Genomic DNA, 13,446 nt, shown 5'->3' on the forward strand with positions numbered 1-13,446 from the left:
TTAAGATTAGGGTAGGACAAAGGAGTGATCAATCATGGCGATACTCGAAGCCAGCAAAATTCATAAAAGCTATGGCAACAAATTCAATCGTCAGGAAGTGCTGAAAGGGATTGACCTGGGTGTGGAGAAGGGGGAATTCGTCAGTATCATGGGGGCGTCCGGCTCCGGCAAGACGACTTTACTAAACGTGCTTTCTTCCATCGATAAGGTCAGCCTTGGCAGCATCAAAATCGAAGGCAAAGAGTTTACGGGACTAAAGGAGAAAGAGTTGGCTGAATTCCGCAAAACCCATCTCGGCTTTATTTTTCAGGAGTACAATTTGCTGGATACGTTAACGGTCAAAGAAAACGTCCTGCTGCCGCTCTCGATCAAAAACGTCTCTCGTAAAGAGGCAGACCATAAGTTTCAGGAGATCGCCACGGAACTTGGCATCTACGACATCAAGGACAAATACCCGAACGAAATTTCGGGCGGGCAAAAACAGCGAACCTCGGCTGCACGGGCGTTCATCCACGATCCGAGCATTATATTCGCCGATGAGCCGACAGGCGCGCTGGATTCGAAGTCCGCTTCGGATTTGTTGAACAAGCTCAGCGAGCTGAACCGCAAGATCATGGCAACGATCATTATGGTGACCCACGATCCGGTGGCGGCGAGCTATACCAGCCGCGTTGTTTTCATTAAGGATGGACAAATCTATTTGCAGCTAAATAAAGGCGACGAGCCAAGGCAGGCGTTCTTCAACGACATCATCAAGGCTCAGGGCGTTTTGGGTGGGGTGCAGGAATGAGCTTGACCCATCTGATTTACCGCAATCTGAAAAAAAACCTGAAAAACTATTACTTGTACGTGTTCGCCTTGATTTTCAGCGTTGCGTTATACTTCGCATTTGTCACCTTGCAGTACGACCCGGCGCTGGACGAAATGAAGGGCTCCGTGAAAGGAGCGGCCGGATTAGCCGCTGCGTCAGTGCTGCTCGTTGCGATCGTCGCTATTTTCTTGCTCTATGCGAATACCATCTTCATCAAACGGAGAAGTAAGGAAATTGGCTTGTTTCAATTAATCGGATTAACGAAAGGAAAGATCTTTGGCATCCTCAGCAGCGAAAACCTGATTCTTTATTTCGGCTCCATGCTGATCGGCATGTTCGTCGGGTTTTCCTGCTCCCGGTTGTTGCTTATGATTCTGTTTCAGATCATTGGCGTGGATGCCGAGGCGACATTGCGATTCTCCCCGCAGGCACTGATACAGACCGTCGTTGTTTTTGCGGCGATCTACCTGTTGATCATGCTGATGAACTATTTGTTCATCAAGCGTCAAAGCATCCTGTCGCTGTTCCGGGTGACGTCTACCACGGAGAACGCTTACCGCAGGATGCCGTTGTCCGAAATCGTCTTCGGTATTCTGGGAATCGGGCTGATCCTTTACGGTTACCGGATATCGGCGGATTTGTTCAGCGGCAACTATACCGGAATGCAGGAGCTGTTTCTCGCGATGATCCTGATATTAGGGTCGGTGATTATCGGAACATACCTGTTTTATAAAGGGTCGGTCAGTTTTATCTTCAACTTGGTGCGTAAAGCGAAGGGGGGGTATCTGTCGCTGAATGAGGTGCTGTCCTTATCCTCAATCATGTTCCGAATGAAATCGAACGCGCTGCTGCTGACGATCATCACGACCGTGTCGGCGCTGGCGATCGGCTTGTTGTCGCTAAGCTACATCTCTTTCTATTCGACGGAAAAATCGGCGGAGCAAACCGTACCGAATCATTTTGCATTGTCAGAGCCTGCGGACGTAGAGGCTTTCAAGCAAGCTTTGAAGACAGCCGGGATCGATACGCGAGAAACCCAGCGCCGTGTGCTCATCGTTGAGGCTGATGTTTCTCAAATCTTTGATACCGTCTTGGAGAAGCAAGAGGGCTCCAATGACGTCACGCTTGCCGTCGTTGACGAACAAGAAGTCGAAGGCGTCGAACTGGATTCGAAGGAAGCACTGTTCGCTGGCTCGAGCAATGCCGTGGAGCAATTTATGGGCTTGCACTCGGAAGGGAAAATCACGTTAAAAGGAAGCTCGGAATCCATCCCGGTCACCGTGATCGATACAAAAAAAGATGCGATCGTATCGCTTCGTTATTCCTCCGGAATGCCGTCTGTGATCCTCGATCATGCCGTATTCGAACGACTGATGCAGGATGCAAAACCGGAACTTCAGCGACCTGACCCGGTCTACTACGGGATCGATGTGGTGAATCCCGATTTGCTGGAGCAAGCGAATCAGATCTATCAAGACAAGAGTTATGAAGAAACGTCGGGTGCATACTCCCAATATCAGATCATCATGGACCAGAAGAGCAATATGGGGTTGATCATGTTTATCGTAGGTTTTCTGGGATTAACCTTCCTCATCACTTCAGGTTGCATTCTGTATTTCAAGCAGACGGGCGAAGGGGAAGAAGAGAAGCCGAGCTACACCATCTTGCGAAAGCTTGGATTTACGCCGGGGAATCTGCTGCGGGGGATTCAATTCAAGCAGGTGTTCAACTTCGGTATCCCGTTGGCCGTTGGCTTGTCGCATAGTTATTTTGCCGTCCGTTCCGGTTGGTTTTTGTTCGGGACGGAGCTCTGGACACCGATGATCCTGGTGATGTTGATCTATACGGCACTTTATTCGATCTTTGGTTTGTTGTCGGTCCTGTTCTATAAGCGTATCATCAAGGAATCGTTATAAAAACCAGGACCCTCCAGACAGGAACAAGGCGGAATCGTCTTTTTAGGACGCTCCCGCCTTGTTTTTTTGAGGGTTATTCTAGGGTTAAGGTTTCTTCGGAAGTCCGTAGGCTTCTCGAATCAGCGTAAAATAGCTATCCGCTAACACGACTTCAAATTCAGGTCCCAGTGCTTGCGTGATCTCTACGACGTCCGATGGTCTCATGCTCCACGCGTTGACCCCAACGGAAACAAACATCGGCGAGTTCCCGTCCCAAGAAGCTTTCGCATCGTTCAAAATGTTGATTCCATCTCTAGCAGTGGTCGTGCCTTTGAAATAAGAAACGGGTAAATTGCCGTTGACGATTTCTACGTAATTTTGGCTACCGCCTCCAAGGAACAGGCCAGGCACTTTCAAATCTTTCACATAGGATTCCGCTTTGAAACCGGTGAGAGGAACGTCATGATTGTCTTCACGGTTGATGACAAAAGGATATGACATGCCGGATTTCTTCAAGTACGGGTAGGAATCTTTCATGAATGTGGCAAAGCTCTCCTCCGGCCATACCTGCGGACTGAAATACCCGGCTCCTGATGGTCCGGCCACCAGCAGATCGTTCTTCGTCGCGGTGGACTGGTAATAGTCTAGGATCGTAGGGGCCGCATCAACGAGGAGCGGGCTAGCCGTCCAGTTCATGGGCACTTGGCCGCGAGCAGGATCATTCCAAAGATTGCGCATATGATTTTGATCGTATTGTAGATTATCGCCCTCGCCAAACGTGAAGGTCACGTAGATCTTGTTGTTCAGCTTCGGGGTTACCGGCTTGTTAGGCTTTGCCGGCTTCGCTTTTGTCCCCGCCATTACCGTCATATTATGGAACCAGTCGGAAGGCAAGACGTAAACGCCGTGACGTGAAGTCAGGTCGATCCCTGCGACTTCGCCTTCAACATCATTATCGAACCACCCCAAATACGGTGTTCCCGGTTCTACATCCGCTAAGATCCGTTCGAACAACTCCCTTTGCTCAGGCACTCCGCTGGAGAGCCAGAACACCATCGCTTTGTTGGCCACCGCATAATCGCGGAGGTAACCGTACGGCTCCTTTTGCTCCGAGGAGAGCGGCTTTACGCTGCTGGCGGAGACCTTGAATTGGTTCCACATTTCGACGGTAACCGTCAATTGCTGAGTGCCCGCCGGCGGGTTGAACTTGTACACGAAGTAGTTGCCGTTGTCGGCAAAACGGTGGTCCGCGCCCGGCAGAAATTTAGAGCCTTGCCGGTCATACAGATACGCTTCTTCTTCCGGCGTTCCGGTTTCGAAGCGAAGGATCTCCTCGCCGTCTGCCGTAACGCTGATTTCATGAACCGCAGGCCCCCAGCCGTCTTGCGTGAAAGCATCCTGGAAGCGCAGATAGACGGCATCTTCTCCCAGAAACTCGGACAAGTCTAGATCGTACGTTCTCCGGTTGCTTGCATCGCGAATTTGTTCCGGTTCAGTAAGAACCGTCTTGAAGGACTCGAAATTGTCCGGAGGAAGCGGGATGGACGTATTCGGGCTGAGTCCGACCAGCATTCGTTTCGTCGTTTGACTCCATAAATGCTCATACTGCCAAGTGTAAGCATCCATTCGATCTTGGAACTTCCCTTGCAGATCCTCGATCACTATCAGGCGATAAGGCGCCGCGGTCAGTTCTTTGGCCAGTTCAGGGCTGGCCACGACAGCGTCCTTCAATCCAGCAAGCGTCGTTGCAACATTGATGGAGTCAGGAACGGCCGGATCGTAGACGATCACGCCCTTGACCTCCCGGGCGTAAGCCTTGACGATATCCATCGCGTTATCATGAACGCGATAAAGGACATGAAGATCGTTGATCCAGGGATCTTGCTCATTCTGCTGCACGTAAATTCTCGGTTCCGTGCGGTTGACGATGCCTTGGAGCGTTGTCAGCAGAATCTTGATGTCGCCCGAAGCGTCGAACACTTGTGCCACATCCAAACGTTTGACTTTGGCGAAGGTGGGGAGCTCCTTATCCTTCGGCCAGACGATACCGTTTTTACGGTTTAGATCCGCTTGGCTGGAAGTCTCAGCGGATGCTCCCAACGGCATGGTTAACGTACAAACTAGAGCTAAACTTAACATGATCCATTTGCGAAACATAAATCGTCACCTCTCTTAATGGGAATAGGTAGCGTCGTTGATTTCGTTAAGATCGATGATCCACCTCCTGGCATAGCAATTGGCTGGATTGGAAAGGTTTACATGATATATTTAATATATGTTATTGTATATTTCAATACCTTCGACAAAACTTTGCAGAGATCGATTAAAGCTTTCAGAGTTAGACCAGTTTTCGACTTCAGACACTATCGAAAAGAACTCATTTAAAAAGATAGATGTTGTCCTTTTTAAATATAGCAAATATATCATATGTTGAGCCTGTGAATGAAAATGTTCGATGCCGGAGACGCTATTCAGCGTAAAGGGGGACTATAGGTATGCCAAATCAAAATCAAGATCAAGAACGAATCGAAACGGATGGAGACCCACGCACGATTTATGAAGATACAACCCCGCATACACGTTCTGGATTTATGCCGGAGCAACCGGATGTAACCGCATATGATCCCGACAACGAGGAAGCGGAGCAAGATCAAACGTAATCCTGACAGGGAACAGAGCCCTCTCTCTAGAAGAAGAGGGTCTGTTTTTTGCCATGCTGACTCATTCGTTCATTGCATCTGGAATAGAGACGTTTCCGTTCTCAAATGTTGGATAATTTGATATACTTGGGATGTTCTGTGCTACTAATTTCGGGTAGGTGATTTTATGAAACCGATTACAGTATACGACATCGCCAAGGAAGCCAACGTCTCTGTTGCCACGGTCTCTCGCGTACTTAACAATACGGCTCCCGTCAAAAAGGAGACCCGGGAACGCATTAATGAACTGATCAGCAAATACCAGTTTCAACCCAATGCGCTGGCGCGAAGTTTGTCAAAAAAAGAAACAGGAATGATCGGCATTATTCTCCCGGATATTACAAACCCCTTCTTTCCGGAAGTGTTGTCCGGATTCGATCTGGAAGCGAGTAAGCAAGGGTACACCTATTTCCTTTGCGATACCGTATCAGCCAGTGTAGACAGCGCGGAACAGTATATCCGGGAGTCTCAATATTTGAACGCGCTTGCGGAGAAGCAGGTGGACGGAATTGTGATGATGGGGGGAAGGGTCGATTTAGCCAAACCCGATGGGCAGTTGGTCGAAGAGGTTGTCGAGATTGGCAAAAGGCTACCTGTACTTCTCTTAAATGGTAGGCTGTCCAACTCGGGATTAAACCGAGTGGCAGTGGATGAGAAGCATGGCGCAGAGTTGGCGGCGCAGCACCTGATCGAGCTCGGGCACCGCGACATTGCGATCGTTGGCGGCTACCGGAATATGTCCAACACGTTGCAACGAACGTCAGCGTTTATGAAGAGGATGGCGCAGTCGGGCCTTACAGTGCGCAAAGAGTGGGTACTCCATGGAGGGTTCTCTGTTGCCAGCGGTACTGCGTTTATGAACCAGTTGTTGGAGTTGGCTAATCGGCCGACCGCGATCTTTTGCCTGAACGACCTGGTGGCGATCGGCGTATTGAAAGCAGCCGTCAAAGCGGGACTTAGAGTCCCCGAGGATCTGTCGATTATCGGTTATGATGATATCCCATTTGCATCCAACAGCATTCCGGAGCTCACGACCGTTTCGCTTCGAACCCATGAACTGGGGCGGACGGCGGGGGAAGTGCTGCACCAAATGATCACGAAGTCCAAGGTAAACAAAACAACCTGGCTTAAGCCGGAGCTGATCATTCGGGAATCTACCATGCCTCTTAACAAAAGTTAGGAGCTTCGGCCCGATTGTGGCAAAAAAAGGATTGACAACGCAAATCTTGCTAAGCTAGAATAACTGCGAAAGCCCTTACATTTACTCCAAGTACCTGCACCTCTTCTACACACCCTCCTATGTGACAATTCACTTTACTACATTCACCAACGATTTCTGATGACCAGTACTTCATCTCAAGCATCTGACAGAACGACGTGAAGAGTGATTTAACCCAAAAAATGAAACCCGTTTCATTCATTTTGTGTTAACCAAAATGTAACGGGTTTCATGAAATGGGATTCATTAAAAAATTAAATATTACAGACGCTGGGAGTGGTCCGCTATGAATACGCGTGTCGAGTCCGAATCTGTAGTGAGTTTATCCGGCCAAGCGGTCAGCATTCATGGTGAAAGCGTGATTCTGCTTTGCGCCTCGCTTTTTTATTTCCGGGTTCCTTCGGAATTGTGGAAAGAGCGCTTGGATCAGGTTAAGGAAGCTGGCTATAACTGTATCGACGTCTACTTCCCGTGGAATTTCCACGAACCCCAAGAGGGGAAGTGGGACTTCAACGGGATGCGGGATGCGGAGAAATTCCTACAACTGGCAAGCGAAGCGGGGTTATGGGTCGTCGCCCGTCCAGGCCCTTACATTTGTTCGGAGTGGGACGGAGGTGCTTTACCTTCGTATCTTTACGCCAAAGAGCCCTTTGTGCGCATCAGGAACAACGATCCCGCCTTTTTGCAGCATGTGGCTAGATGGTATGCACAGATCCTACCGATTCTTAGGCGTCATGAAGTCACGAGCGGAGGGAGTGTCATCCTCGTTCAACTGGAGAATGAACTGGACTTCTACGGTTGCTCCGATCCCGCAGGATATATGGCGGCCCTCCGCGACATGGCAGTCGCTCATGGATTATCCGTTCCGCTCATCGCTTGTGCGGGTCAAGGCGGCCTGTTGCAGGCGTCTGGATTAACAGATGGCGTTGTACCGACTTGTAATTTTTACCCCGATGACCAGGATCCCCATTTTGAAAAGAAAGTGCTGCATTATCGACATGTACTTCATGGGATGAATTATCCACTGCTTGTCACCGAAACGAACCGAAGTCATTACCTGCTCCGCAGGCTGCTGTCAACCGGAACCAAGCTGCTGGGACCATACCTTCAGGTTTCAGGCACGAACTTTGGCTTCACGAATGCCATTAATAACTGGGGCAAGCCGCTGGCTTTCCTGACGTCGGATTATGACTTCGGGGGTATGATTTCGCCGGAAGGCCATCTTCGCGCAGAAGCCCAGGAGGCGAAGCTTCTTGCCAGATTAATTCGTGCCTATGGCAGAGCGATTGCGGAAGCCGAACCGGATTCCGGTGGTACATGGTCTGTTCAAGGAGAAACGGAGGGGGTGTTTGGTCCATATGTGCTGCGTCTACAAGGCGGTGGGGAGCTGATTTTTGTTACTAACGGTGAAGACCGTGCCAAGCAAATCAATTTGCTAGGGGGCATGGGAGCCCACACCTCATCAACTGGCGCTTTGACTTTGTCTGCATCAAGATCCCTGGCACTTCCGGTAAATGTTCCGTTGTCCCTTTGGGGAGTGCCAGGACAGCTCATCTTCTCCACGGCGGAGCTTTATATGGCGGGACAACAGAATGATGGCACCGTACTGGCGTTTCACACGGAAGGAAATCACGGAAGGATCGCATTAGCCATCGAAGCGGTACATGCGCCGTTAGCGCAGGGAATGCAAGTTATCAGGCGCGAGGGACATATAGAATTGCTTCTTACTGGCGAAGAAACAGCGTATTGCCGGTTTGAACTGAAGGATGGACGACGGTTCACGGTGATTGTCACAAATCGATTGAAAGCGCTTCATACCGAGACAATCAACCTGGACGGCACGATGACGGCTACTATGTTTCAACCGAAGTTGAACAACTCCGACCCGTCGCCAGCTCTAGAGTGGCAGTTTGTTTCAGGGGAAGGATGGAAACCGCCATTGCAGGCGGTATCGGCGTTAACGGATGAGGCGAAGCTTGATTTTCTGGAACGGCTGGGCATCTATCGCGGATACGCTTGGTATGAGGCCAACGTTAACCTGATTAACGCGGATGACCAGCTTCGGGGACTTCTTATCCGACAAGCCAGCGATGTTGTCTCGTTGTATGCCGACGGGACTTACCTCGGAACCTTGACTCCTGGAGGAGCCAGCGTGTTTGTTCCTGTTGACGGACGAGATGCCAAGAAGATTCAAGCACGCGTAGAAATTTGGGGGCACAGTAACTTTAATGATCTCCGGCTTCCCGCCCTCTGCCTACCTTCCTTGAAGGGGATAGGAGGCGTTACAGCGATCACGGCCATTCACGACATAACTGCGAACTGGAGCGTGAATCCAAGTGGCGAACGCTTGTCGCCAAGTGCCGCGACTAAGATAGATGAAGCGCTTTGGCCGGTGGTCGGCTTTGGAAGCTGGTTATCCGCGGATCACCCGTCACAACAAGTGTTTCGCAAGAAGTTCGTACCCACAGCTAAACCATCGGCGTGGATCCTGCACTTTCGGAATTTGCAAGGCTACGCGCAGCTTTGGGTAAATGGCGTCGAGGTGGGTTCCATCCATCCGATGGATGCTTTTATCGATCTAAAGCCCTATGTCACCCCAGGCCAAGAGCTACAGCTGGAAGTCCATCTGCTGCGAACGATGGGGCAGCCTGGCGGTGAAGTGGTGATTTATGAAGGTGTCGAGGCTTCGACGTTCACGGTTGCTGCGGCGGAGGAAGCCGAGCTGAAGGCAGAAGCGGACCATAGGATTGCTTCTGCCGCTCCAGGGCATTTGCCGCTGAGTCTTGACTCTGGAAAGACAGGTTGGTTGTTCGCCGCAATCAACAATTCCGCTCAAGGCAAAGGGTGGAGGGTACGTGCGGCAGGCTCTGGTTTAAAGCTTACCGTGTTTATGGATGAGCGGATCGTTGGCCGGCTTTGGTTGCCTGGAGGGACGGGAAGGCCAACGATGACCGGCGGAAGCACGAATTCGTTTTACTTGCCGGGACCTTGGTTTCATGACAACCAGGCGCAGCTGTCCATCTATCTCGAGGCGGCAGATGAACAGGCTCCAGGCAAATTGGAGAGCCTTGAGGTTATTTCCGTATAGAAGGGAGGATGCATATGGAGATCACGACGCCTACAAAGGTGCGCAAACGGCCGCCGCAATTGCACAGGGCCCAGAACGGCCGATTCAGACGGTTTTGGAACAATAAGACCCTGCTGCTCATGTGTCTGCCTGCCATCATCTTCTTTATCATTTTCGCCTATTTGCCGATGCCCGGCTTATATTTAGCGTTCATCAAGTACAACTACACGGATGGGATTTTCAAGAGTCCGTTCGTGGGCTTTGATAACTTCCGATTCCTGGTCATGACGGGCGATTTGTGGCGACTGACTTTTAACACGGTGGTTTATAACCTGGCTTTTATCCTGCTTGGGAACGTATTGCAAATCATCGTCGCCGTATTTCTGAACGAAATTCGCCTCAAATGGTTCAAAAAGCTGACTCAAACCTTGATGTTCTTGCCGCATTTCATCTCAGCGGTCCTGATTGGCTTGATCGCTTACAATGTGCTGAGCTATGACTATGGCCTGCTCAACAGCATCCTGACCTCGCTGGGATTCGATCCGGTGAAGACGTATTCGAACGCCGGGATCTGGCCGTTTATCATCGTGCTGACTTATTTATGGCAATCGACCGGTTATGGATCCATCGTGTATTTCGCGGCGATCATGGGTCTCGATAACGAGATTATCGAAGCCGCGGAAATCGATGGGGCGGGCGCGTTCCAACGAATCCGTTATATCGTGCTCCCCTGGCTGAAGCCAACCTTTATCATCCTTCTTCTGTTCTCGCTTGGCGGTATTCTGCGCGGGAATTTCGGGTTGTTCTTCAACCTGGTTGGAGCAAACAATACGGCCCTGTACGCGACGACGGATATCATTGAAACCTACGTGTTCCGCGCCCTCATGACGAATTTCAATTTCTCGATCGGCAGCGCCGTCAGCCTGTATCAATCCGTCTTCGGATTTATCGTGGTCATGACCGCCAACTGGCTAGTCAAGAAGGTTTCGCCTGACAACTCACTATTCTAGGAGGTGCAAGGTATGGATGACGCTTATGAAGCCCGGAGCATCCGCACAGATCTAGGCGGCATCATCGTCAAAATCGTAGGCTACTTGTTTATCGGCTTCTTCTCCCTATGCTGCTTATTGCCCTTTCTGCTTGTCCTTGGCACATCCTTTACGTCGGAGTCCGCGATCAAACGATTTGGATTCAATTTCTGGCCTCGAGAGTTCAGCGCCTTCTCCTATAAAATCGTCTTCGAAAATCCGGACCTCATCGTCGGCTCCTATCTCGTGACGATCGGCATCACGGTTTGCGGTACCGCGCTGGGGCTGTTCCTGGTGGCGATGACTGGTTACGCGCTGCAGCGGCCCGATTTTGCCTATCGAAACCGCATTTCCTTCTTTATCTACTTTACGACGTTGTTCACCGGCGGTCTGGTTCCGTTCTATCTACTCGTGACGCAGTATTTGAGCCTGAAGGACAATTACTTGGCCGTCTTACTGCCCGGCTTGCTAAGTCCTTTCCTCATCATTATGATGAAAAGCTTCGTCCGCTCCATTCCTCACGCCATCACCGAATCCGCCAAAATCGACGGGGCCGGTGATTTCACGATTTTCATCCGTCTCATCCTGCCTATGACAACGCCGGCACTCGCTACGATAGGTTTGTTTATTGCACTAGGGTATTGGAACGAATGGTATAACTCGATGTTGTTCTTATCGCCAGACATGAAGTACCGTCCGCTGCAGCTGTTCTTGTATAACGTCATCACCAGCGCGGACTTTATCCGTAATTCAGCGGCGGCTTCGAACGTGGAGTTGCGGGATGTTCCGCTCGAATCCATGAAGATGGCGACGGCCATCGTTGCGACGGGCCCGGTGATTTTATTCTATCCGTTTGTGCAGCGCTACTTCATCAAGGGGATCACCGTCGGCGCTGTAAAAGGCTGAGGCTTCACAATTTGATATAGAAGAGGGAGGTTGGTACGAATGATTCGATGGAAGCAAACTTCGATTTGGGTGATGGTAAGCTTGTTGGTGCTGCTGCTCGCGTCCTGCGGCGGCGGTTCAAACGGCAACAACGGGGCTAGCGGAGATACGTCGAATAATGGAGGAAACAAGTCGAATGCCAGTCAGGAGACGGACAGTGGGGTGGATACGTCCAAATTCGTGAAGATTAGCTATCTCGTGTTGGGTGACAAACCGAAGAATGGCCAATTCGAGAAAGTCCTTACGGAAGTCAACAAAATCATGAAAGAAAAAATCAACGCCGAGCTGGAGTGGAAATGGATCGAATGGGCGGATTGGCAGACCAAATACAATCTGGCGTTAGCCTCCGGCGAACCGATTGATCTGATTACGATCGGAACAGATTGGCTGGACACCTGGGGGAATGCGCAGCGCGGCGCTTTCATGAATCTGGATGAGCTTCTCCCGAAATACGCACCGGAAACGTGGAACTCTATTCCGAAGGAGGACTGGGACGAGAGCAAATATAACGGCAAAATCGTCTTGATCCCGGAGAACGATTATACGCAGTGGGTCAACCATGGCTTCTTCTACCGCGGCGATTGGGCGAAGGAAGCCGGGATGACCGAACCGATTAAGGATTGGGAGGGAATTGAGAAATACCTGCGGTACATTAAGGACAATAAACCGGACGTGATTCCGTGGGACGCGGCGTCCGGAGCCCAAACCTGGGGCGGATTCGTGCAATCGTATACGGATGAGCTGGAGCTTCCGATCTCTACCGGCTTCATGCCCGTATTTACGGCGAAATCGTTCGAAGAGAAATTTACCGCGACCAGCCCGGTGTTCGAGGACGTTTTCCTGAAATATGCCACCATGATGAAAAGCTGGGCGGATCAAGGTTTCTGGCGCGAAGACGCCCTGAACAACAAGAACAACAACCGCGATGCGTTGAAAGCGGGCTTGTCGGGACTCGACCAGCACCATACGCAGACGTTCTCGGGACTTCGCGTAGAGATGGATAAAGCGCAACCCGGGTCGGAGCTGCAGATGTTTCCGTTCTCCCGGACGCGAGGCACGAACCTAATGGAGCTGTCGATCACGCATGGCGGCACGTCCCTCGGGGCTCACAGCAAAAACCCGGAACGTGCGCTAATGGCTTATGATCTGATCCGTAACAATGAAGAAATCTATCATTTGATTAACTATGGGCTTGAAGGCGTGCAATATGTGATCAAGGACGGAAAACGTGCACGTCCGGAAGGGTACGACGACGCGAGAGACAATTTCTATGCGGATTTCTGGGGCGGTCGGGTCGACAAATTTGAAATTCCTAGTGAAACGACATGGGATCAGATCGAAGAGACGTTGTATGCCGAATACGACAAAATCAAGAAGCCTTACGTGTATGGACAATTTGTCTTCGATAAAACGCCGGTGGAAGCTGAATTGACAGCCGTTTCGCAGGTCACCGGGGAGCTAGGTCCGGCCATCGTGATGGGGAAAGCCGGAGATCCGGCGCAAGCGGTAGAGGAGTTCAGAAGCAAGTTAAAACAGGCCGGTTACGACAAGGTGTTAGCTGAACTGCAAAAACAGCTGGATGCCTATAAAGCTCAACTGGGCGAATAAGGTCTTGTTAGAAAAAAGAGTGCGGACTCGCGAATTCGCGAGTCCGTTATTACGGCTTTAGCCAGTTGAGCTCGCGAAGCGTGCGAAACAAAAAACCACCCGCTATGCGGGTGGAGGGATCTAGGGTTTGACCAACAAGACCATTCCAATAAAATTGAGATGTTCAGGCTCAAT

The 13,446-nt window shown here is 50.6% G+C and carries 9 protein-coding genes; 8 read left to right on the top strand and 1 reads right to left on the bottom strand.

The window, feature by feature from the left end; genetic code table 11:
• The first annotated feature begins 34 nt into the window (after nucleotides 1-34).
• Both IM700_RS19090 and IM700_RS19095 read left to right on the top strand, forming a co-directional pair.
• Nucleotides 35-790 carry an ABC transporter ATP-binding protein gene (locus IM700_RS19090; RefSeq protein WP_193418499.1) on the top strand — a complete coding sequence of 252 codons (756 nt, stop codon included), beginning with the start codon at nucleotides 35-37 and terminating at the stop codon, nucleotides 788-790.
• Nucleotides 787-2,727 (top strand): FtsX-like permease family protein, encoded by a 1,941-nt coding sequence (locus IM700_RS19095; protein WP_193418497.1) that lies wholly within the window; start codon nucleotides 787-789, stop codon nucleotides 2,725-2,727. The genes IM700_RS19090 and IM700_RS19095 overlap by 4 nt, the downstream gene beginning before the upstream one ends.
• An 84-nt stretch (nucleotides 2,728-2,811) precedes the next feature.
• On the opposite strand, the gene IM700_RS19100 is transcribed toward IM700_RS19095, so the two are convergent.
• Complete coding sequence (locus IM700_RS19100; protein ID WP_193418495.1) at nucleotides 2,812-4,863, bottom strand: GxGYxYP domain-containing protein; 2,052 nt, start codon at nucleotides 4,861-4,863, stop codon at nucleotides 2,812-2,814.
• Between the two features lie 338 nt (nucleotides 4,864-5,201).
• On the opposite strand from IM700_RS19100, the gene IM700_RS19105 reads away from it, so the two are divergent.
• From IM700_RS19105 to IM700_RS19130, 6 genes are all read left to right on the top strand, one after another.
• Entirely contained in the window at nucleotides 5,202-5,366 is a 165-nt protein-coding gene (locus IM700_RS19105) for a hypothetical protein (protein ID WP_193418493.1), read from the top strand.
• A gap of 166 nt (nucleotides 5,367-5,532) precedes the next feature.
• The gene (locus IM700_RS19110) at nucleotides 5,533-6,585 is read left to right on the top strand and encodes a LacI family DNA-binding transcriptional regulator (protein ID WP_193418491.1); all 1,053 of its coding nucleotides are present in this window, start codon (nucleotides 5,533-5,535) and stop codon (nucleotides 6,583-6,585) included.
• A gap of 325 nt (nucleotides 6,586-6,910) precedes the next feature.
• Entirely contained in the window at nucleotides 6,911-9,712 is a 2,802-nt protein-coding gene (locus tag IM700_RS19115) for a beta-galactosidase (protein WP_193418489.1), read from the top strand.
• 14 nt (nucleotides 9,713-9,726) lie between these two features.
• Nucleotides 9,727-10,701, top strand: coding sequence for an ABC transporter permease (locus IM700_RS19120; RefSeq protein WP_155606016.1), 975 nt, complete (start codon nucleotides 9,727-9,729; stop codon nucleotides 10,699-10,701).
• 12 nt (nucleotides 10,702-10,713) lie between these two features.
• Nucleotides 10,714-11,625: a carbohydrate ABC transporter permease gene (locus tag IM700_RS19125; RefSeq protein ID WP_193418487.1), complete on the top strand. Its 912-nt coding sequence runs from the start codon at nucleotides 10,714-10,716 to the stop codon at nucleotides 11,623-11,625.
• A gap of 39 nt (nucleotides 11,626-11,664) precedes the next feature.
• Nucleotides 11,665-13,272: a DUF3502 domain-containing protein gene (locus tag IM700_RS19130; protein WP_193418485.1), complete on the top strand. Its 1,608-nt coding sequence runs from the start codon at nucleotides 11,665-11,667 to the stop codon at nucleotides 13,270-13,272.
• Nucleotides 13,273-13,446 lie beyond the last annotated feature (174 nt).

The sequence above is a fragment of the Paenibacillus rhizolycopersici genome, from assembly GCF_014947195.2.
Taxonomy (GTDB): Bacteria; Bacillota; Bacilli; order Paenibacillales; family Paenibacillaceae; genus Fontibacillus; species Fontibacillus rhizolycopersici.